This window comes from Streptomyces sp. NPDC028907, assembly GCF_055564995.1.
Map to the genome: position 1 here is coordinate 296,563 of NZ_JBVHVE010000003.1, position 19,626 is coordinate 316,188.

The window sequence follows — 19,626 nt, forward strand, 5'->3', positions numbered from 1 at the left end:
TGAAGGTGCTGGTGAGGTGATGAAGCGGCGGGCCCGCAACCGGGCGGGCATGGCGGTCCGGCTGACGACCGTGCACGTTGCCGGGAGTTCGTCGAGATGGAGGCACAGTCGCGCAGGTGGCGTCTTCGCGGCGGTCAGGCCGTGATGGCGGGGGTGCGGAAGTAATGGCCCTGGTCGAGGTCTTCGAGGAGGCCGGGGTGGGTCGGGTGCCAGTCCAGCAGTTCGCGGGTCATGGTGTTCGACGTCGGGGCGTCGAAGCCGAGGAGGGCGCCGAGGAGGCCGAAGTGCTCGGCCGCGGCCTCGGGGGCCACGGAAGCCACCATGACGTTGAGGTGACGGCCTATCACCTCGGCGATGTCCCGGATCGGGACGCCCTCTTCGGCGATGCCGTGCAGTACTGATCCCGCAGGCGCCTTCTCGACCGCCAGGCGGAACAGCCGTGCGGCGTCCAGGCGGTGGACGGCCGGCCAGCGGTCGGCGCCGTCGCCGATGTGGCCGGAGACACGCTTGGCCCGGGCGATGGAGATCAGCATCGCCATGAAGCCGTTGTCCCCTTCGCCGTGGCAGCTGGGCGCCAGTCGCACCACGGACGAGCGCACGCCGCGCGAGGCGAGTGCGAGCGCGGCCTGGGCCGTGGCCTGCCGGATGGCGCCCGGCGAGCCGTCGATGGCGGCCCTGTCCCGCTCGGTCGCCACCCGGCCGGGCGCGAGGCCGAGGAGATTGGAGGCGATGACGAGGGGACGGCCAGTACCGGCGAGCGCGTCACCGAAGGTGTCGACGGCGCGGCGGTCGGCCTCGGCAGCACCTTGGAGGTCGCCGGCGAAGGCCATGTCGTTCTTGAAGGCGAGATGGATCACCCCGTCCGAGGCGGCGGCGGTGCTGCCCAGGACGTCGAAGTCGTCAACGGTGCCGTGGACTGCTTCCGCCCCGGCGGCGGCGAGGGCGTCGGCGGTGGCGTCGGAGCGGACGAGCCCGAGGACCTGGTGCCCTGCGTCGATGAGCTCGGGTACGAGGGCGGAGCCGATCCAGCCGGACACACCGGTCACGAAGATGCGCATGGGAGAGGACCCCTGACTATTGATGTCAGTCACTGCCATCGGACCCTAGCATCTGATGTCAGTCACTGTCATCGCGTAGGATCCGGGCATGGGCAGATGGGAGCCGAACGCATGCGGTCGCCTGGCGCAAGCGGCGTTGGAGCTGTTCAGTGAGCGCGGCTACGAACAGACCACGGTGGCGGAGATCGCCAAGCGGGCGGGCCTCACCGAGCGGACGTACTTCCGGCACTACGCCGACAAGTGCGAGGTGATGTTCGGCAAATCCGGTGCGCTGCAGGAGCAGTTCGTGACCGCGGTAGCCGAGGCACCGGAATCCATGGCGCCGATCGACGCCGTAGCGGCGGCACTTGAGGCGGTCGCCCAGGCGTTCGCCGACCGCCGCGAGTACCGCCGGCGCCAAGCCGTCATCGCGGCGAACGCGGAACTCCAGGAGCGCGAGCTGACCAAGTACGCCTCGATGTCGGCCGCGATCGCCGACGCCCTGCGCCGACGCGGCATCGCGGAGCCGTCCGCGACCCTGACCGCCGAGGCGGGGATCGCCGTCTTCAAGGTCGGCTTCCAGCTCTGGCTCTCGGCCTCCGAGGAACGTGAGTTGTCCCAGGTGATGCGGGAATCGCTCGACGAGCTCAAGGCCGTGACCGCGCGGCGTGGCGGTGGCCGCCCTCATCATCCTTCCTGCTGACCTCCGTACCTCTCTGGTCGTATGCGGCTTTCGCCCTGGGGAGGGACGGTTGCCGACGGACGGTGGACGAGTCTGGACGCCATGCCGGCACCGCAAAGGTGCCGGCTCATGTGATGAGACAAGCGGGATGGCGGCCGAGGCCCCGGATTCCCTCGCCAGGCTCTTCCGCACGTGCGTCCCGCCCCACCAGATGGAGATGAATCACCACCCCGAGCCCGTCTCGCCATCCAGATCGAAGAACTCGCCGAGCCGGGGGGCGCGGGTCTCCCGCAAGTGGTTCCGCGGGACACCTATGCCGTGGACATGACGGAGGGCTGTCCGTAGAGGGGCCCGAGAGCAACGAGACCTACGCGGGTGAGGACTGACCCCTGCATTGCGCCCCTACACCTCGGACTTGACGCTGCCTCGGTGAAGTGTGGGCGCTCCTCATGAGGCAGCAGGCCGCCTGCGTACCACTTCTGGATTACCTCAGCAAGATCAAAAGTAGGACGCCGTAGGTCTCTCGCAGCAGCCACTATCGCTGCACCTGATCGGTGATCCGATCACCCCACCCTGAGAGGAACGCAGCATGCAGACGCAGCTTGTACACCACATGACCCTCGCCGCCACCGGCGAAGAAGTGGCCGGTGCGGCGGTAACTCTTGCGCTCATTCTCTGTGGCTTTGCCGCCATTGTGTTGTTCATCAGCGCACTGGTCAGCATCCTCAGGTCCCCCCTTACCGTAGGGATGAAGCTGATCTGGATCATTTTCGCCTTCATGGCCCCCTTCCTCGGCTCCCTGTGCTGGTTCGTCATCGGCCGCAAGGACGCCCGGCGCCGGCCAGGCGTCGTCTGACACCGAGAGCGGGCGCGAGGGGCGCTCGCCGAGCAGCCCTCGCGCTCACCGCGCACCGTACTCACGGACCTCGTCGCAGCCGTCCGTCACGGTGCGGGCACAGGGGCTCGGATCAGCCGTAAGCGATGCGGACGCCGGCGGTGCCGGCACCGCCGGCGCCGGGGTCAGCCTCAAGTGCTGGATCGGCCACTGTGGCAGGGAGTACGGCGGTGACCTGCCAGCCTCGGTCGGGGCGTGGCCCGGTGCGCAGTTCGCCACCGAGCGCGGTGACGCGTTCGGTCAAGCCGACCAGTCCGAAACCGCCGCCTCGGGCCGCGGCTGGCAGCGCCGTGCCGCCCTTGCCGTTGTCGAGCACGCTCACCTCCAGGGCCTGGCCGTCATGGGCGAGGTGGACGGCGACTTCCGTGGCGTCGGCGGCGTGGCGGCGGATGTTGGTGAGGGCCTCCTGCACGACGCGGTAGGCGGCGACCTGGACGTCGTAGGAGAGGTCATCGGGAACCGACTCGTCGCGGTGGAGCACCGCTTGCGGGCCTATCGGGCCGCCGAAGCCTTCGACGAGTTCCGGAAGGGATGCCAGCGTGCCCACGCGGCGATCGGCGGCCGCCTTTCCCTCTGCCGTCTCCTCAAGGCTGTCGCGCAGGAAGCCGACGGTGCGGCGCATGGAGGCGAGCGCTTCCGTGGCGCCGTACACGACACCCTCCAGGAGTCTCTCCAGCTGCTCCGGATCGGTGGTCCGGACCATCTGTGCCATCCGGGCCTGCATCAGGATGCCGGTGACGTGGTGGGCCACGAAGTCGTGCAGGTCCGCCGCCATCGCCAGACGCTCGGCGCGCTGAGTCGCGGTAACGGCGGCACGGCGGCGTTTGCCCAGGGCACGCAGATAGCCGCCGAGTGCCGCCATGCCGACGCCTGCGACGATGCCGGTGGGACCGCCCCCGAGGAAGAGCGCGACGCCGACGAGGAGGGAGCACCCGACCACCCACCGGGGACGGCAGTCGCGGACCGCGATCAGCTGCAGACCTGACAGAGCACCGGGCACCGCGAAGGACAGATCGTCTCCCTGCACGACATCGATCATCCGCAGGACCGAGATGATCAAGGCGAGGCCGGCGGGCACGGCGGTGCGCAGTTCGGCGGTGAACCAGGCCGGCCGCCTGGCGACCGGCCACGCGAGGCCGACCAGGCAGAACGGAAGCACGAGCAGGTCCCACCACGGGCTGACGTGGAAATGCCAGATCTGCTCCTGCTCCCAGTAGGCCGCGAACACCAGCAAGGCGACCACGGTGGCTCTCAGGACGCCGCGCCCGCGGATGGGGCGGGCGGCGAGGTCATCGGCAGGGGGCTGCGTCATCACACGTCACCTCGGTGCACGGTGGGCAGGTCCGCCGGAGCGGTGGCGGCCGGACCCGGCCGTCGGCCGGACGGCGCGCATTATGCCCGACCGTGTCCGATGGGTGACGGCCTGGATCACCATGTGGCGATCGTGCGGGTATCCATGCAGGTAAAGCAGCGTCCGTGGTTTCTGCCCGCAGCTGCGTCGTGCGGCCCGCGGAGGGCGCATCGACCTGGCACTGGATGTCACCTGTGCTCGGCCGACGCGTCCGTAAACGGAGGACGGGTTCACAGGGCGAGCACCACGCCGATGACGGCCAGCAGCGCGCAGATGCCGAGATTCAGCACCCGGTGGGACAGGAAGACGGCCACGAATTCACGGATCGTCGCGCTGGGCCAGAAGTACCGGGCCGTCGGAGAGCCGATGACCTGTGCCATGACCTTCTCCTTGCGCGCGATCTGCGCGGCGCGCATGACATGGAAGTTGTTGGTCACCACCAGGGCCCGGTAGTCCGCTTTTCGGTCCCGCATCAGCGCCTTGCTGAACCGCAGGTTCTCCTGGGTGGTGCGGGACCGGTCCTCGACCAGGATCCGGTCGGCCGGTACGCCGGCCGCGATGAGGTGGTCGGCCATCGCCCGCGCTTCGGGGAGGTCCTCGTCCGGCCCCTGGCCGCCGGACGTCAGCAGCATCGGATCTCGGCCCTTGGCCCGTTCGGCGTCGAAGGCGGTACGTCCCCGCTCCAGCCGGGCGGCCAGCAGCGGGGGGACACGCGAGCCTCCGACCAGCCCGGAACCGAGGACGACGACGAAGTCGACGGCGTGGCGACCCCGGTGCCCGATCCTGCCGTAGACGAAGGAGTAGAGCAGGAAGCACGTGAAGAGCAACGAGACATAGCTGAGGACGCCCGTCACCGGGGCCATCACCAACTCCAGCGGCTTCCAGCCGGTGTCGTCGGCCAGCACCTGTAGCCCGAGGAACAGGATGATGCCGACGCCTGCCGCCAGCGACAGCAGGTTCGCCAGGCTCCTGCCCTCACGGCGCAGCATCGTCACCCCGTTGACGATCAGGAAGACGGCGAGCACGAGCATCATCGGGGGCAGGAGGAGGAAGGGGACGGCGAACAGGGCCCCGGCCGCCCTCACCGACACCTGCAGCACTTCCCCCACCAGCCCCACGAACAGGAAGAGGAGCGCGAAGAACAGGTAGACGCCGTTGCGTATGAGTCTTCGGTCGTACGCGAAGCCGCAGGCGAAGATCAGGAAGAAGACGCCTGCGGGAGTGAACAGAACCAGGTGCACCACTGTGCCGGCCCCTTGTACGTCATTGATCGTGCCGGAGGTCTCCGGCCGAAGGAGGGAGGAAGAGGAGGGGGAGGGGGAGAGGGGGAAGAGGTGAGGAGGAGAGATGTGCCGTGGCAGCCGGGAGACACCGGCCGCGCCTGCCCGTTGCGGGTCAGGCTTCGCCGGCCTGGTGGACGAGGATGGCGATCTGGGTGCGGTTCTCCAGGTCCAGCTTGGTGATGATCCGGCTGATGTGGACCTTCACGGTGGCCTCGCTCATGTGGAGCGTGCGGGCGATCTCCGCGTTGGCGGCTCCGGTGGCCACAGCGGCGGCGACCTCGCGTTCCCGGCCGGTGAGCCGGGACAACTTCCCCTTGGCCTCGGACACTTTGCTGCCTGCTCCGGTGGCGAACCGGGTCAGCAGCCGTTTGGTGACGGCCGGGGCGAGGATAGCCTCGCCCTTGGCCACGACCTCGACGGCCCGGGCGATCTCGTCCGGCGGGGCGTCCTTGAGCAGGAACCCCGCGGCACCCGCCTGCAGGGCCAGGTACACGTACTCCTCCAGGTCGAAGGTGGTCAGCACCAACACCTCGGGCGGAGAGGCCAGCGCGCGTACCCGGCGGGTGACTTCCAGGCCGTCCACGACGGGCATGCGGATGTCGGTCAGCAGCACGTCGGGCCGGTGGGCCTGCACGAGCTCGACCGCGCGGGTGCCGTCCGCGTCCTCCGCGACAATTTCGGCGGTCCCGGTGCTCTGCAGGATCATCCGCAGCCCGGCACGTACCAGCGGCTCGTCGTCCAGCAGTACGACTCGGATCATGACGGGTACCTCGGCAGGCTCGCGGTGACCAGGAAGCCTCCCCCGGGGCGGGGGCCGGCGGTCATCCTGCCACCCGCGAGCTTCACTCGCTCGCGCAGCCCCAGTAGTCCGAATCCGGTTCCGGCCGCGGCCGCCGACGGGCACGCTGCGGGTGAGCTGCGTACCGAGACGGTGACCTGCTCGTCCGACACCCCGAGGGTCACGTCCACTTCGGCGCCGGGCGCGTGCCTCGCCGCGTTGGCCAGGGACTCCTCCACCAGCCGGTACAGGGCGCGCTCGGTCGTGCCGGGCAGCTCGGGCAGTTCGCCGGGCAGGCCGACGCGTATCCGGCGGCCGGAGCGGGACGCGTCCTCGACCAGTCGGCGTACCCCCTGAACGGTCGGTACGGGGTGCAGCGGCACGTCCTCGTCCCCCTTGCCGAGCACACCGACGAGCTTGCGCAATTCCTGCAGCGCCGTCGCTCCGGCGGTCCGTATCGCGGTCGCGGCCTCTACTGCGGCGGCGTCGCCGGAGGTCATCTCCAGCGCGCCGGCCAGCAGGGTCATCTGACTGATCCGGTGGGCCACCACGTCGTTCAACTCCCGTGCGATACGGGTGCGTTCCTCGCAGACGGCCCGCGCGGCCAGCAGGCTCCGCTCGCGCTCGGCCTGCTCGGCACGCTCGCGCAGCGAGGCGAGGAGCTGCGAGCGTTGCCGCAGCCACAGTCCGAGCACCACCGGGGCACCGACCGCGGTGACCGCGACGCCCGCCATGACCGGCAGGCCGAGCCCCAAGGGCCAGGTGCTCCACGGCGCGACCACCACCACGCCGCTGACGGCGGCGGTCACCCAGGTCACGGCGGAGGACCCGTACCGCCTCGCCACCGTCCAGCAGGCCACCGGCACCGCGCACAGGGCGCCCACGAGCACCCAGCCCAGCAGCCCGGCCGACGCCGCGGTGAGGGGCAGGCGGCGGCGCAGGACGATCACACACGCCACGGCGAGAGGCACCACGGTCCGTCCGCCGGACAGCAGCCCGAACCCCGAGCCGCGGGCCATCGCCACGCCGAGGGCCCCCACGACCGCCCCCAGTGCCCCGTCCCCGAGCCACCGCAGCAGGCAGTCCCCGCCCCACCAGGGGCGGGGGGTCCCGTCGCCGCGGCTCGCCGAGGTCGCGGCGCTCCCGGGCTGTCCGGCGGACGGCTTCACACGTCCCGCCGTGCCAGCACCGTACCCGCACCGACGACGACCAGCGCGGCCAGCGCCGTCAGGGGCAGCGGCGACTGCCACTTGAAGGCGTCCACCAGCGACGCGGCGGAGAAGAACGGCGCCATCCACCACTCTTTCAGCCACTTCGACAGGAGGCCCTCCACCACGATCGGCACGGCGAGCATCACGATCATGGCCACGGTCGCGTTGCGGGTCAGCGCCGCGAGGCCGAGCCCGACGAGGAAACTCAGCACCCCGTAGACGACCACCGCGGCCAGCACCTGCCCGATGCGCGCCCAGTCGTCCGGCGCGCCACCCCGCAGCACCTGGGCCAGCAGCGTCACCAGCACCAGCAGGACGCCGGTGACAGCGGCGAGGAGAGCGGAGATCACGGCCTTCGACGCCATCACCACCGGGCGGGACCTCAGCGTCAGGATCGTGGTCGTGATGGTCCGGTAGCGGTACTCGTGACCGAACGCACCCACCACGATCGCCATCGGGAACAGCAGGACCAGGGGCAGCGTCGTGTTGAACGAGCCGACGAAACGCCAGAGCCGAGTCTGGTCGCTGTGGCCGGCCGCCACGTAGGCCACGACCAACTGCACGGCCGCAGCGGCGGCCAGGAGTATCCAGGTGGAGCGGATCGTCCGCATCCGGATCAGTTCGTAACGAAGCGCGTTGAGCATGAGGATTCTCTCTTCCAGGTCCGTGACGGTCAGTTGCTGCCCTGCGGCGCATGCGCCTTGTACGCGGCCACGTCGGAGGTGGCCTGGAAGAACGCCTCTTCCAAGTCGGCGCGTACCGCGGAGAGTTCGAGCAAGGTCACGCCGGCGCTCCTGGCGGCGGCGGCCACGTCGTCGGTGGCGGCGTTCACGACGGTGATCCGGCCGTCCTGCCCCTGCGACGCCTCGAACCCCGCGCCCCACAGCGCCCGCAGCAGCGCCTCGGGCTGGTCGGCACGGGTGATCACCTCCTTGCGGGAGTGACGGGCGATGAAGTCGTCGGCCGACTCGGCGGCGATCAGCCTGCCCCCGCCCAGGACGATCAAGGAATCGGCGAGCACCGCCATCTCGTTGAGCAGGTGCGAGGAGACCAGCACCGCCCGGCCCTCCGCGGCGAAGACCTTCAGCAGGTCACGCAGCCAACGGATGCCCTCGGGATCCAGCCCGTTCGCGGGCTCGTCCAGCATGATCGCCGCCGGGTCGCCGAGCAGGGCGGCGGCAAGCCCGAGCCGCTGCCGCATCCCGAGCGAGAAGCCCCCGGCCCGCCGGTTCGCGGCCGATCCCAGGCCGACCATCTCCAGCACCTCGTCCACCCGCCGCCGCGGCAGACCCGCTCCCGCGGCGATCATCCGCAGATGCGCCCGCGCCGTCCGCCCGGGGTGCACCGCCCCCGCGTCCAGCAGCACACCGACCGTCCGCACCGGCTGCTCCAACTCCGCGTAGGTGCGGCCGTCGAACGTGGTGCGGCCCTCTCCCCGGTCGAGGCCCAGCATGAGCCGCATCGTGGTCGACTTGCCCGCACCGTTCGGCCCCAGGAACCCGGTCACCACACCCGGTTCCACGGTGAACGACACGTCGTCGACGGCTGTCACCTGCCCGTACCGCCTGGTCAACCCCTGCGCGACGATCATCCTGATCTGTCCCCTCACGAATCCCGGCACCACCTCGGCACCGGCGGGGCACCAGACTCGTCACAGCGGGTCGGTCAACCGTCCGCCATCCGGCCAAAGCCGCGTACACCAAAGGATGTACGTCCTCAACAGCCAGCCGCCCACAGGCGCCACGAAGTTGATCCGTGGCTCACCGACGTGGCTTCAGCGGGGCACTCGGCGATACTGAGAACTACCGTCAGCCACATCAGGCGCAGGTGGTAGGCGTTCAGACCGCCGTTGTTACGGCCCTGGGTGCCGGCCCGGCACCGGGGCGACCGCGTCAGCCCCCTTGATGAACAGTGCCGTCGTGGCGCGACGCACCAGTCCCTTGGGCTGGACGAGCTCCAGGCGTGGCGGGCCGTCCGCGCCCTCGAGCCGCCGGAAGAGCAAACTCATCGCCAGGCTCGAGACGGCCCGCGGCCTGGGCGAGACGTTCGTGACGGGGCGCGCGTACGACAGTGCGGTGTCGTCCGTGCAGAAGCTGGCGAGCGAGACGTCCTGGCCGGGGGTGAGCTGCCGGTCGTGCAGCAGCCGGACCAGCCACTCGGTGACGCGCGGGGTGCGCGTGATCAGGCCCAGCCGGTCGTCACGGTGGGTGAGGAGCTGATCCGCGCAGGCGGCGATGCCGGCCCAGCCGTCGAACGGGCGCGGGACGACGGTCAGCTCGACTCCGTGGAGGGCGGCCCGGTCTGTGGCGGCGTCGTAGAAGTCGAGCACGAACTGGAAACGTTCCTGCTCATCCGCGGGTTCTCCCAGCACCGCGATGTGCCGGTGTCCGGTGATGGCGAGCTCGTCCACCAACAACTCGGCGGAGCGCCGGGTGTTGAAGTCGACCACGTCGAGGCCCTGTGGATCCTTCGGGCGGCCGACGAGAACCACGGGCAGGTCCAGCTCGTGTGCCGCCGGAACCCTGTCGTCGTCCGGCTGGATGTCCATGATGACGAAGGCGTCGCAGATCGAGCGGCCGGCCAGGCGGGTAACGCCGTCCGGGCCTTCCCGCACGGTGCTCAGGACCACCTCGTAGTCGTGCCGGCGTGCCTCCTCGATGATCGTGTCGATGTAGGGGACCGATTCCGCCGCGTCGGCCTTGGGGCCGAGGTGCACGATCAGTGCGATCACATTCGTCTTCGCCGTACGCAGCGTCCGGGCGCCGGCGTTGGGCTGGTAGCGCAGTTCGCGCATCGCCCGCTCCACGCGAGCGCGTGTCTCGGCGGATACGGCGCGCTTGCCGCTCATGACCGCGGACACCGTGCTCTGTGCGACACCCGCCAGCGCGGCAACGTCCCTGCTCGTGGGCGCGAACCGACCGTTGCGCCGGTCCGGCGACCGCTCATCTCGTGCCATGTGTCGACACGCTAGCCGACCCTCGCCCCGGAGTGTGGCGGCCCTTGTCGCGGCTCCGGCACCGCAGGGATGTTGCCGTTGTCTCGATGCCTGCTCTACGTTCGATACGTATCGCGCGATACGTATCGCTCTTTCGTGTGACTGCCTGTGGTCATTCGCGCGCCCTCCTCCCGCTGAAGGTCGTGATGATGTTCTCCCACCCTGTGCCTGCTCCGCCCGTGGACGGTCTCGAGGAACTGACCGTGGACGACGAAGTGGAGCTGATCCTCGAGGCAGGCGAGCGCTGGTGGGGCGGCGCCGCGGAGGACGGCCTGCTGATGCCTTTTGGCGGGCAGCCGTTCGTACGCGATCTCGGTGTAGCCCTACGGCATGAGTCCGGTGACTGGGCGCCGTCGAATCAGAGCAGCCCGCTCCTGGTATCGACGCACGGGCGGGTGATCTGGTCGGACCGGCCCTTCGCCTTCGCCTTCGCCTTCGAAGGCCGCGAGGGCGGCTTGCTGCGGGTGACGGGACGAAAGGTCCGCGTCTGCCAGGCCGGCGCCACCCTGCGGGAGGCGTACCAGAGGGCCGCGCGTCGCTTCTTCCCTCCGTCGGGGCGGGCGCCCGCGCGGGAGCTGTTCACCGGGCCGCAGTACAACACGTGGATCGAGTTCCCCTACACGCCCACGCAGGAGGCGGTCCTGCGGTTCGCCGCCGATCTCCTGACCGCCGGGATGCCGCCCGGTGTCCTGATGATCGACGACTGCTGGTCGCCCGGCTACGGCACCTGGCGATTCGACGGTGCCCGCTTCCCCGACCCGGCGGCGATGATCCGCCGGCTGCACGACTGGGGCTTCTCGGTCATGGTGTGGGTCGTCCCGTTCGTCAGCCCGGACTCCGCCGCCTTCCGGGAACTCGAGGGCAAGGGGCTGCTGATCCGCGACCGGAACGGCGACACGGCGATCCGCCGGTGGTGGAACGGGTTCAGCGCCCTCCTCGACCTCACCGATCCCGCCGCCACCGCCTGGCTGACGGACCACCTCGACACCCTCACGGCCGAGACCGGTGTCGACGGCTTCAAGTTCGACGCCGGTGACATACGGGACTACCGCGCCGACGACCTCACGGCCACGCCGGCCGAACCTGTCGACCTGTGCGAGGCGTGGGCACGGGTGGGACTGCGATACCCGTTCAACGAGTACCGGGCGTGCTGGCGGATGGGCGGTCAGCCGCTCGGGCAACGGCTGCAGGACAAGCCGCCCCGGTGGGGTACGGCTGGGATCGAGTCGCTCATTCCCGAGATGCTCGCCCAGGGCATGATCGGCTACCCCTTCACCTGCCCCGACATGATCGGCGGGGGTGAGATCGTGGCGATGGGCGAGCAGGGGGCGACGGACCAGGAATTCTTCGTCCGGTACGCCCAGATCGCGGCGCTGAGTCCGATGATGCAGTTCTCCGTCAGGCCCTCCCGCGTTCTCGACGACGTCCATCTCGCCGCGGTGCACGCGGCACTGGCGGTCCGCGCATCCCTCCTGCCGCTCATCCTCGGCCTCGTGGACGAGGCCGCCCGGACCGGTGAGCCGATCGTGCGCCCGATGGCCTACCACGCGGGCGGACTGGAAAACGTCACCGATCAGTTCTTCCTCGGCCCGGACCTCATCGTGGCCCCGGTGACCACGAAGGGCGCCACCGAACGGACAGTCGCCATCCCGGCAGGCCGCTGGCGCGGCGACGACGGCACCGTCGTCGAGGGCCCCACAGCCGTGACGGTGCGATGCGACCTCGCACGCATCCCGCGCTTCGAGCGTCTCGCCGACGCATGACGGACCGTTCGAGAAAGGAGTAGCGGAAGCCATGTCCGCATCAGGTGACGTCCGTTGACCGGCCGTTCTCAGGGCGCTCGCGGTCATCCGCGTCCACCGTTGGATCGCCCGAGCCCGCCACCGCAAGGCAGGAGGGAATCTCCCGGCTTCAGCCGGGACAGCACTTCAACAGGCCATGTTCGTCATGCCGGCAGACGTGACGTCCGCGCACGCCGAGAGTCTCATGCTTCCTCTCTCAGGCTTGGTTGTGCGGGGTCGTCGCGCAGGACCGCCGCGCCGAACGGCGGCAGGCACAGGTGGCCGCTGACGGGTGCAGGGGCGTCACCGGCGAGCAGGTCCACCGGGGTGCCGGTGCCGGAGACGACGGTCACCTCATCAGGGGTGTGGTTGAGCAGGAAGAGGTGTTCGGTGCCGTCGGCGGCTCAGCGGCGGACCGCTTCGACACCCGCGGCGGTGTCCAGGGCGGGCGTCACTCCGGCGCCGGTGACGCAGTCCAGGACCAGGCGGCGCAGGGTCTCGCGGTCGGGTTAGGGGTCTTTCTTTCGGATCAGGTCGGCTCCGAGCGGCGGTGCCTTCTCGCCCACCCGAGCGGGGTCTGGTGCGTGCAGCTGCGAGGCGGAGGAGGGCGTCGACGCGGAGTGCCGGCAACCGACGACAACGCGGCAGATGTGCGTGCCAGGGCCCGCGACGCCGACAAGATCCGAAAGAGAGGCCCGAGAAGTACGACATCAGCAGGTGGCCGCCCGCGCGGACGTACGCGGTGAGGTTGTCGGCGCCGACGTCGTCAGCGCGCCGCCGAAACCAAGGCCGCGTGCTCGCAGTACGTCCCCATCCAGAACCTGCCGGGTGCCAAAGCGCCTCAGGAGACGTCGTGGATGTTGTGCTCGGTCAGGTCGGACGCGTGCCGGGCGATGGCACGGTAGTCGGCGTCGTCGTGGAGAACGGCCAAGCCGTGGTGGGCCGCGGTGGCAGCGATCACGAGGTCCACCGCCGAGGCACTGCGATGCTCCCCGGCCTGGGCCATACGGTGTTGCACCCCGCCGATCCAGCGCCCCGCGTTCTTCGGCACCGACACGTCGGGGTAGAGATCGGTGAACATCTCCACGATCTCGTCGTACTCGCGTCCGGTCCGGGCGCTGTGAAGAAACTCGGTGCGTTGCACATAGCAGGATGCGATGGCCCCGGCGTCGATCGCGTCGTACCAGGCCGATTGCAGTTTTGCATCGCGGAGCAGCCGGACCAGCCCGGACGTGTCGAGCAAGTAGATCACCGGCTGTTCTTCTCCGCCTGGTGCAGGCGCTCGGCGTCCTCGACGGCACCCCACTCACGCGCACGTTCGAAATGACGGCTGATGCGCGCCGCACGCTCCTGCTGCTCGGCGTAGAAGTGCAGAGCGAGATTGACCGCCTCCTTCTTGGTCCTGACCCTGGCCAGAGCCATGGCGCGCTCCAGGGCGTCGTCATCGATGTCGATCTGGGTCACAGACATGTGGCACCTCCCGCACGATGTTGGTGATGTACATAGAAGAATACGTCACCAACATTGACGCGGCCACGTCTTGGTGTCGGATCTGCAGTCGCAACGGACACTCCAGGTCAGCCCGACGATGCCGACTGGTCGGTGCGAAGCGCCGCGCGCACGTATGACTCGATCGCCGGTGGTGCCCATGCCCAGAGCGTGCCCGCAAGAGCGGACCACCACGGTCTACAGCGGCGTGATCGGGGCCGCGCAGCGGTGTTGACACGATGAATCCGCGCAGGTCAGCGGCCATCCAGCCGTGCGAGCGCCGTCGCTTCCCAAGCTGAGAGCGCGAGTTCGATTCTCGTCACCCGCTCCGTCGGCTGGAACTCGCACTACACGCATAGCCGTTCGACTGGCGCCGACAGCCGCACTGCGGAGGCGCCGCCGGACGGGAGGCCACCAGGCCGAACACATGCGAAGTCAATTACGCAGATCAGCAGGCCGAGGCGTCCGGTGAACATCAAGACAGTGGCGGTGAGTTGACCTATCGCGGTCGGCAGCGGCAGTGCGGCAGCAGCCAATGCACGCTGTGGTACTGACAGCATCCCCGCCTGGAACACGTCGACGAACGCCACAAGGCCCGGTTAGGGGTGGCCGTCGCACCACCCGCACATGAAGCGAATGGTGCTATCGTAAGTAGCACCATGCTGCTGAGACTGGATGTCGCAGACAACCGCCCCCTGCACGAGCAGGTGGCAGGCGCGATCCGGCGCGCCATCGCCGAGGGAGAGTGCGGTCCGGGGGACCGGCTGCCTCCGGCGCGTGACCTTTCACAGGCACTGGGCGTCAACGCCAACACCGTGCTGCGCGGCCTGAGGACGCTGCGCGACGAGGGCGTGCTGGAGTTCCGGCGCGGCCGTGGTGTGACCGTGGCAGCCGGGGCGGACCAGCGCTCCGTACTGCTGGATCGCCTGGGCGATCTGGTGGCCGATGCGGCACACCTCGGCTACAGCAAGACCGACCTCATCGAGATGATCAGGGGGATTCCGTGAACGAGTACTCGGGCCGCGGCGGCGGGACCACGTGGTGGCTTGCCGGGTGGTGCGCCGGGATTCTGCTCTTGCTGGTGGGCATGCCTCTGGCTGCGAGCGGACGGTTGCCGGAGAGGCTGGCCACGCACTGGAGCGGAGCGGGGGAACCCGACAGTTCCATGCCGCTGTGGGCGGCAGCGGTCTTCCCGGCTCTGATCTGGGCGGTGCTGGCTGCGGGGGTGGCGTTCGGGTTGCGGCGCACAGGCCCGGAGTCCGCAGGAGCAATACGTGGATGGGCAGGCATCACTCTGGCGGCAGGGGGCGTCTTCCTGGTCGGCGGGCAGGCTTCGGTCGTACGGGCGAACCTGGACCGGTCCGACTGGCGCGAGGCCGGTTCGGTGACGGGCTGGGTCGCGGCAACCGTTGTGGTGGCGGCCACAGCAGGTGCGGTCGCCTGGCTCGCGACCCGTCACGGGCCCACGGCGCCCGGCCGGGCGGCGGACGGCCCGAGCATGGACATCCCTGAAGGCCAGCGACTGGTGTGGCTCTCCCGGACATCCAACCCGTGGCTTCAGACGACCTCCGCCGTCACGGGGCTTGTGGCCCTGGCCGCTGTCGTCACCGCCGCAGCGGGGCTGGCAGATCTGCTTCCGGCACTGATCCTCATGGCGCCGTTCGCGCTCGCCTCACTTCTGGTTCTCGGCTGTGCCTCGGTGCAGGCGCGGGTCAGCGAGGAAGGGCTGAAGGTGTCCTTCGGTCCGCTGGGGTGGCCGGCGCGACGCTGGGCCGTCCAGGACATCGAATCGGCCCGCGTCGAGGAACGCACGCCGGCACAGGTGGGCGGATGGGGGTACCGGCTGAGTGGGCTGGGGACCACCGTGATGCTGCGCCGCGGCGAGTGCCTCGTCATCCGCGCCAAGGGCAAGGACTTCGCCCTGAGCGTGGACGACGCCGAACGGGGCGCCGCACTCCTGAACTCCTTGGGGGCAAAGTCCCCGAGGTGAGAAGTCGGTCCTGGCCCGCGTTTCCCCCGGCGCGGGCCGGTACCGACTCCGACGGAAAGCGATAGGCCGCCGTTCGCATTCCGTCAAGATTTCAATAAAGAGGCGTGGGATTTAACCAATGGAACTTAGCCAGCGGGACGTATCCCCTCCGTGTGACGTCGGCCACTTTGATTCGACTTCCTCTTTTTAGTGTGTGATGATCTTCGACGGCATAACGCGCCGGGGGGAGCGTGGTGACCGCACGCCTATCACCCCTCGGAGCGGTCCATGAAATCGAGGGGAACGAATTGAATATCAAGCAGCGCGGGATTTTGGCTGTAGCCGGCGCCACCGCGGCGGCTCTCTGTGTGGCTGCGGCACCGACGGCGATCGCGGACACCACCAGCACGTCCGCCAAGCCGGCAGCCGTCGCGCCCGCCGCTTCCGCCAAGACCGACGGTGAGAACGTCTTCCGTGGCCTGTTCTTCGGGCAGGGCAAGGTCGGCGAGAACCTGGCCGAGCTGGACCTCTTCTCGGCCGCGCGCCAGCACATCGGCAACGACTCCCGGGACGAGATCCGCGCGTCCAACGCGGTGATCGAACTGATCAACAAGCGCTCGCCCGGCTTCTTCGCGGACCTGAGCCGGAAGTCGCGAAGCGGTGACCCGCGCCAGGTGGAGAGGGCAGTCACCGCAGCTCAGGACATGCTTCTGGCAGTGGCCAAGACGGACAACTCCGCCACTCCAGTGGAGAAGGGGCAGCGCTGCGGCGTCACTGTGGCCGTTGGTGCCGCGGTCGTCCACGTCGCGGCCGTGGTCACCGCCGCCGGTGCCGTCGTGACGGTCACCGTCGCGGTGGGCGCCAACTTCGTCAAGGGCAAGAACTGGTTCTGGAGCGCGAAGCCGACCAGTGGTGACGGGACGCAGTTGTCGAAGGACGAGGCCGTCGCACAGGTCACGAAGGCGCTCAAGGCCGCCTAGCAGCGAACAGGGCGGGGAGGCTGCAGACTCCCCGCCCCTCGACCCGGGCCGCCTTTCAGCGCCCCACGGGGGCAGGAAATCACCAGAACTCACATCATGAAAATAAAACTCCGTCGAGTCTACGAGGCTTTTACGCAAAGCTGCGACGGCTCGGTCTCCGTTTCCGTGAAAGCGGTGGCCGCTGTTTGTGTTGCCTGGGTCATCATCATTGCTTACGTCGCTCAGGAACAGCTGCCGAAGAACGTTATCTCGCTGCCCGCCCAGGAGAAGGTGAAGTACACGGTCGCCAATCTGGCTCCGCAGGGCTGGGCATTCTTCACCAAGTCGCCACGGGACAATGAAGTGGTTCCCTTCAAAAAGGCGTCGCCGGGCGACTGGCAGCCGCTTGCGCTGACTCCCCATGCCTCACCGCGGAACGCTTTCGGCCTCAACCGTGAATCGCGTGCTCAGGGCGTCGAGATCGCGATGCTGCTCTCCGCCGCGAGGAAGAACGACTGGCGCGAGTGCTCCGACGACCGACAGCGCTGCCTGAAGAGTTTCGGCGCGCCCGCCCGGCACGTCGAGAACCGCTCACCGGACCCCACCCTCTGTGGAACCGTCGGCCTGCTGCAGGAACGTCCCACCCCATGGGCATGGCGTGACCTGATGCCCGAGGCCCACAGCCCCGAACGCGTCATGGTGCTGGAGGTGATGTGCTGATGCGTCGACGCACCATCCCCATACCGTGGGCCGCAGGCTATGGCTTGGCCCGCACGCTGCTGGCCCTCGGCACACTCGGCACGCTGGCGTTCAGCGGCGCGGCCACCCTCTTCCGCGAGGTGGCCACGGTCGGCCAGTATCCGCTGTGCCGGGGTGTCACGGCCGGCGGCGCCTTCTGCCTGGTGGAACCCAGCCACTACGACACCATGCGCTGGCTGTGCTGTCTCGTGCTCCTCGTCGCGGCCAGCGGCTGGCGGCCCCGCTTCACCGCCATCCCGCACGCCTACGTGGCCTTCAGCGTCTTCACCGGCATCTCCATCCCCGACGGCGGCGACCAGATCACCTGGGTACTCACCCTGCTGATCGCCATCGTGGCCCTGGGTGACTCGCGACGCTGGCACTGGCAACCCAGCTCGCCGCCCGAACGCCCCCTGTCCGAGGGACGCGGCGTGCTTGCCCTGCTCGGCATCAGTGCGATCGTCGTGGCGCGGATCCAGATGGCCGTTCTGTACTTCCAGTCATGTGTGGCCAAGCTCCCGCATGCCGAATGGGCGGACGGAACCGCCCTGTACTACTGGGTCAACAACTATGACTTCGGCGCCCCCGGCTGGCTGCGGCCGGCGGTCAACACCATCGTCGAGAACCCGGTGGGCGTGGCTGCGATGACCTGGGGGCCGCTCGTCATCGAGATCGCCCTCGCTGCCGCACTCCTCATGCCGCAAAGGGTCCGCTGGAAGCTGCTGCTGCCTGCCGGGGTCCTTCTACACCTGTCCATCGCCGTCGTCATGGGCCTGTGGAGCTTCGCCTTCGCCATGTGGGCCGGCCTGCTCCTCCTCCTGGCGCCCCTCGGCCACGACCCGGACCTCGGACGCATCCTCCGCGCGGTGTCACGACGGACTCCGTCGCCAGAGCCGGTGCGCGACGAACGCATCGATGAACCCGTCAAGGAACCCTCCCTCGCCTGACGCAAGGAACAGCACCATGCCGTCGCATGTGTTCAAAACCGTCGCCTTGGCTCTGGCATCCGCCGGCTCCGTCCTGCTATCCGGCACACCCTCATCCGCTGCAGACGTGTCCTGGAAGCTCGTGCACGGGACCGCCACCGCTCAGGGGACCCGCACGATCGAGAAGGGTCCTCTGAACTCCACGGTCGTCGTCAAGGGCGAGCTGACAAACATCAGGAACGACTGCTACTCCGTGTGGTTCCAATTCACCCATGACTTCGTGCCCGGCCCCACCATCAAGCACGTGACCAAGTGCGGCCCTGGTTCAGCCCTGATCGACTTCCGCATGACGACCAGGCCGACCACCACCGGTTCCGCCCTCATCTGCAGGGGCGAGACCCGTGAGGACTGCGGGGACCGCAAGAGCATCACCTCCTGGCCCCTTCAGACGTCCGCCCTTCGCACCAGCTGACCTGCTGGTGTCTGGAGCTGGCCGCCGTCCGATCGATCATGCTGGAGCCAGAAGACAAGGGCTGTGGCGGTGCCGAGGCGTCGTCCCTGGCCCGAACCGCTCAGGCAGGTCACGCCACTGCACCCCGGACCCCACCCGGTACAGAGTGCTGTTGATCACCTGTCGTCGATCCGGCCACCGGCCCCAACGGTCCGTTGCTGAGAGACAGGAACGGCCGCAGCTGTGCCCACTCCGCATCGCTGTGATCACCCCGCCCCGTGCTCACGGCACGACCCGGAGACGGAGCAGTCACATGACCGACCGGACAGCTCATAGGTGATGTCCACCCCGAGCGGGGTGCGGGTTTTGCGGTAGCTGCTCCGGCCCCTCCACGCGTCGAACGGGTGGGACGCCGCCGAGCTCCGCTCTCTGCACTCTTGCAATGGCGCCCATCGAGCTGGCGCTCGCTTGCAGCGCTTGGGCAGCCACCTGCCAAGGCGAGAGGCTCCGCGTACGTCGGAGCCGACGGCGTGCCCATAGCGTGCCCGTAAGACCGGTCAATCACGGTCAACAGCGGTGCGATCCTGCGCTCTCGGGCACTGCACCCGAGCACATATGCCCAGGTCAGAAGCCATCCGGCTCCCAAGCGCCGTCGCTTCCCAAGCTGAGAGCGCGAGTTCGATTCTCGTCACCCGCTCCATGATTAAGGCCCAGGTCAGAGACCCGGGCCTTTTTGCTGTCCGCTGTGATCAGCTCTCGCGTGCCAGATTCGTGCCAGAAGGCTGATCGTTTGGATCGGCGACGTCTGCTTCTGGCACGACCGCAACTTCCTGAACTTCCTGGCGTGCCTTGCGTACGGTCGCGTCGAGACCGGCTGCAACTTCCTGCTGCCGCTCGTCGTCAGAGTGCTGATAGATCAGCGCCGCCTTCTCGGAGGACTGCCCGGCGCGGACCATCGTGTCCTTCAGGGTGGCGCCGGAGCGCGTCGACAGCGTATGCCCCGTGTGTCGGAGGTCGTAGAACCGGAAGCCCTCCGGCATGCCGACGGTCTGGCTGTGGGCCGATCCCGCATGGGCGAGGGG

20 protein-coding genes and 2 pseudogenes are annotated in these 19,626 nt (G+C 69.0%); 9 read left to right on the forward strand and 13 right to left on the reverse strand.

The window, feature by feature from the left end:
• Positions 1-134: 134 nt before the first annotated feature.
• A complete protein-coding gene (locus ACZ4UU_RS10345) occupies positions 135-1,058 on the reverse strand; it encodes an SDR family oxidoreductase (protein ID WP_468038370.1) in 924 nt (307 codons plus the stop codon).
• Positions 1,059-1,146: 88 nt separating this feature from the next.
• Here ACZ4UU_RS10345 and ACZ4UU_RS10350 point away from each other — a divergent pair, with 88 nt between their 5' ends.
• Both ACZ4UU_RS10350 and ACZ4UU_RS10355 read left to right on the forward strand, forming a co-directional pair.
• Positions 1,147-1,740: a TetR/AcrR family transcriptional regulator gene (locus tag ACZ4UU_RS10350; protein ID WP_468038371.1), complete on the forward strand. Its 594-nt coding sequence runs from the start codon at positions 1,147-1,149 to the stop codon at positions 1,738-1,740.
• A 568-nt stretch (positions 1,741-2,308) separates the two neighbouring features.
• Entirely contained in the window at positions 2,309-2,575 is a 267-nt protein-coding gene (locus ACZ4UU_RS10355; protein ID WP_355842727.1) for a PLD nuclease N-terminal domain-containing protein, read from the forward strand.
• 112 nt (positions 2,576-2,687) lie between these two features.
• Here ACZ4UU_RS10355 and ACZ4UU_RS10360 read toward each other — a convergent pair whose 3' ends face one another.
• The 7 genes from ACZ4UU_RS10360 to ACZ4UU_RS10390 all read right to left on the reverse strand — a co-directional run bounded on the left by ACZ4UU_RS10360 (position 2,688) and on the right by ACZ4UU_RS10390 (position 10,193).
• Positions 2,688-3,926 (reverse strand): sensor histidine kinase, encoded by a 1,239-nt coding sequence (locus tag ACZ4UU_RS10360; RefSeq protein ID WP_468038373.1) that lies wholly within the window; start codon positions 3,924-3,926, stop codon positions 2,688-2,690.
• A gap of 269 nt (positions 3,927-4,195) precedes the next feature.
• Complete coding sequence (locus ACZ4UU_RS10365) at positions 4,196-5,209, reverse strand: YdcF family protein (protein WP_468038375.1); 1,014 nt, start codon at positions 5,207-5,209, stop codon at positions 4,196-4,198.
• A gap of 151 nt (positions 5,210-5,360) precedes the next feature.
• On the reverse strand, positions 5,361-6,008 hold the full coding sequence (locus ACZ4UU_RS10370) for a response regulator transcription factor (protein WP_048584149.1): 648 nt from the start codon (positions 6,006-6,008) through the stop codon (positions 5,361-5,363).
• Positions 6,005-7,195, reverse strand: a complete 1,191-nt coding sequence (locus ACZ4UU_RS10375) for a sensor histidine kinase (protein ID WP_468038377.1) — start codon at positions 7,193-7,195, stop codon at positions 6,005-6,007. Before ACZ4UU_RS10375 ends, ACZ4UU_RS10370 begins: the two co-directional genes overlap by 4 nt.
• A complete protein-coding gene (locus ACZ4UU_RS10380; RefSeq protein WP_468038379.1) occupies positions 7,192-7,881 on the reverse strand; it encodes an ABC transporter permease in 690 nt (229 codons plus the stop codon). The genes ACZ4UU_RS10375 and ACZ4UU_RS10380 overlap by 4 nt, the downstream gene beginning before the upstream one ends.
• A gap of 29 nt (positions 7,882-7,910) precedes the next feature.
• The gene (locus ACZ4UU_RS10385; protein WP_468038381.1) at positions 7,911-8,846 is read right to left on the reverse strand and encodes an ATP-binding cassette domain-containing protein; all 936 of its coding nucleotides are present in this window, start codon (positions 8,844-8,846) and stop codon (positions 7,911-7,913) included.
• Between the two features lie 243 nt (positions 8,847-9,089).
• Complete coding sequence (locus ACZ4UU_RS10390) at positions 9,090-10,193, reverse strand: LacI family DNA-binding transcriptional regulator (protein WP_468038383.1); 1,104 nt, start codon at positions 10,191-10,193, stop codon at positions 9,090-9,092.
• Between the two features lie 242 nt (positions 10,194-10,435).
• Here ACZ4UU_RS10390 and ACZ4UU_RS10395 point away from each other — a divergent pair, with 242 nt between their 5' ends.
• Positions 10,436-11,995 (forward strand): glycoside hydrolase family 31 protein, encoded by a 1,560-nt coding sequence (locus ACZ4UU_RS10395; RefSeq protein WP_468038385.1) that lies wholly within the window; start codon positions 10,436-10,438, stop codon positions 11,993-11,995.
• A 221-nt stretch (positions 11,996-12,216) separates the two neighbouring features.
• Here the strand turns inward: ACZ4UU_RS10395 and ACZ4UU_RS10400 are convergent.
• The 3 genes and pseudogenes from ACZ4UU_RS10400 to ACZ4UU_RS10410 form a co-directional block, all read right to left on the reverse strand.
• A pseudogene (locus ACZ4UU_RS10400) lies at positions 12,217-12,402 on the reverse strand (Beta-galactosidase C-terminal domain); the annotation flags it as partial.
• A gap of 452 nt (positions 12,403-12,854) precedes the next feature.
• Positions 12,855-13,265 carry a PIN domain-containing protein gene (locus ACZ4UU_RS10405; RefSeq protein ID WP_355842771.1) on the reverse strand — a complete coding sequence of 137 codons (411 nt, stop codon included), beginning with the start codon at positions 13,263-13,265 and terminating at the stop codon, positions 12,855-12,857.
• On the reverse strand, positions 13,262-13,483 hold the full coding sequence (locus tag ACZ4UU_RS10410; protein ID WP_048584141.1) for a type II toxin-antitoxin system VapB family antitoxin: 222 nt from the start codon (positions 13,481-13,483) through the stop codon (positions 13,262-13,264). The genes ACZ4UU_RS10405 and ACZ4UU_RS10410 overlap by 4 nt, the downstream gene beginning before the upstream one ends.
• Positions 13,484-14,160: 677 nt before the next feature.
• On the opposite strand from ACZ4UU_RS10410, the gene ACZ4UU_RS10415 reads away from it, so the two are divergent.
• The 6 genes from ACZ4UU_RS10415 to ACZ4UU_RS10440 all read left to right on the forward strand — a co-directional run bounded on the left by ACZ4UU_RS10415 (position 14,161) and on the right by ACZ4UU_RS10440 (position 18,565).
• On the forward strand, positions 14,161-14,508 hold the full coding sequence (locus tag ACZ4UU_RS10415; protein WP_468038388.1) for a GntR family transcriptional regulator: 348 nt from the start codon (positions 14,161-14,163) through the stop codon (positions 14,506-14,508).
• A complete protein-coding gene (locus tag ACZ4UU_RS10420) occupies positions 14,505-15,491 on the forward strand; it encodes a DUF1648 domain-containing protein (protein ID WP_468038390.1) in 987 nt (328 codons plus the stop codon). The genes ACZ4UU_RS10415 and ACZ4UU_RS10420 overlap by 4 nt, the downstream gene beginning before the upstream one ends.
• Positions 15,492-15,838: 347 nt before the next feature.
• Positions 15,839-16,450, forward strand: coding sequence for a sporulation delaying protein family toxin (locus ACZ4UU_RS10425; RefSeq protein ID WP_468038392.1), 612 nt, complete (start codon positions 15,839-15,841; stop codon positions 16,448-16,450).
• 96 nt (positions 16,451-16,546) lie between these two features.
• Complete coding sequence (locus ACZ4UU_RS10430; protein ID WP_468038394.1) at positions 16,547-17,149, forward strand: SdpA family antimicrobial peptide system protein; 603 nt, start codon at positions 16,547-16,549, stop codon at positions 17,147-17,149.
• On the forward strand, positions 17,149-18,114 hold the full coding sequence (locus ACZ4UU_RS10435; protein WP_468038396.1) for a sporulation-delaying protein SdpB family protein: 966 nt from the start codon (positions 17,149-17,151) through the stop codon (positions 18,112-18,114). Before ACZ4UU_RS10430 ends, ACZ4UU_RS10435 begins: the two co-directional genes overlap by 1 nt.
• Before the next feature lie 106 nt (positions 18,115-18,220).
• Positions 18,221-18,565 carry a hypothetical protein gene (locus ACZ4UU_RS10440; RefSeq protein WP_468038397.1) on the forward strand — a complete coding sequence of 115 codons (345 nt, stop codon included), beginning with the start codon at positions 18,221-18,223 and terminating at the stop codon, positions 18,563-18,565.
• 36 nt (positions 18,566-18,601) lie between these two features.
• Here ACZ4UU_RS10440 and ACZ4UU_RS10445 read toward each other — a convergent pair whose 3' ends face one another.
• Together ACZ4UU_RS10445 and ACZ4UU_RS10450 are read right to left on the reverse strand one after the other, a co-directional pair.
• Entirely contained in the window at positions 18,602-18,802 is a 201-nt protein-coding gene (locus tag ACZ4UU_RS10445) for a transposase (RefSeq protein WP_468038399.1), read from the reverse strand.
• A gap of 491 nt (positions 18,803-19,293) precedes the next feature.
• Positions 19,294-19,590: pseudogene (locus ACZ4UU_RS10450) on the reverse strand (tyrosine-type recombinase/integrase); the annotation flags it as partial.
• Positions 19,591-19,626 lie beyond the last annotated feature (36 nt).

What these genes read in the sequence shown, in the direction of transcription:
- ACZ4UU_RS10345 (WP_468038370.1), bottom strand. Translation starts at nt 1,058, where the DNA reads ATGCGCATCTTCGTGACCGGTGTGTCCGGCTGGATCGGCTCCGCCCTC.
- ACZ4UU_RS10350 (WP_468038371.1), top strand. Translation starts at nt 1,147, where the DNA reads ATGGGCAGATGGGAGCCGAACGCATGCGGTCGCCTGGCGCAAGCGGCG.
- ACZ4UU_RS10355 (WP_355842727.1), top strand. Translation starts at nt 2,309, where the DNA reads ATGCAGACGCAGCTTGTACACCACATGACCCTCGCCGCCACCGGCGAA.
- ACZ4UU_RS10360 (WP_468038373.1), bottom strand. Translation starts at nt 3,926, where the DNA reads ATGACGCAGCCCCCTGCCGATGACCTCGCCGCCCGCCCCATCCGCGGG.
- ACZ4UU_RS10370 (WP_048584149.1), bottom strand. Translation starts at nt 6,008, where the DNA reads ATGATCCGAGTCGTACTGCTGGACGACGAGCCGCTGGTACGTGCCGGG.
- ACZ4UU_RS10380 (WP_468038379.1), bottom strand. Translation starts at nt 7,881, where the DNA reads ATGCTCAACGCGCTTCGTTACGAACTGATCCGGATGCGGACGATCCGC.
- ACZ4UU_RS10390 (WP_468038383.1), bottom strand. Translation starts at nt 10,193, where the DNA reads ATGGCACGAGATGAGCGGTCGCCGGACCGGCGCAACGGTCGGTTCGCG.
- ACZ4UU_RS10410 (WP_048584141.1), bottom strand. Translation starts at nt 13,483, where the DNA reads ATGTCTGTGACCCAGATCGACATCGATGACGACGCCCTGGAGCGCGCC.
- ACZ4UU_RS10415 (WP_468038388.1), top strand. Translation starts at nt 14,161, where the DNA reads ATGCTGCTGAGACTGGATGTCGCAGACAACCGCCCCCTGCACGAGCAG.
- ACZ4UU_RS10430 (WP_468038394.1), top strand. Translation starts at nt 16,547, where the DNA reads ATGAAAATAAAACTCCGTCGAGTCTACGAGGCTTTTACGCAAAGCTGC.
- ACZ4UU_RS10435 (WP_468038396.1), top strand. Translation starts at nt 17,149, where the DNA reads ATGCGTCGACGCACCATCCCCATACCGTGGGCCGCAGGCTATGGCTTG.
- ACZ4UU_RS10445 (WP_468038399.1), bottom strand. Translation starts at nt 18,802, where the DNA reads ATGCGGAGTGGGCACAGCTGCGGCCGTTCCTGTCTCTCAGCAACGGAC.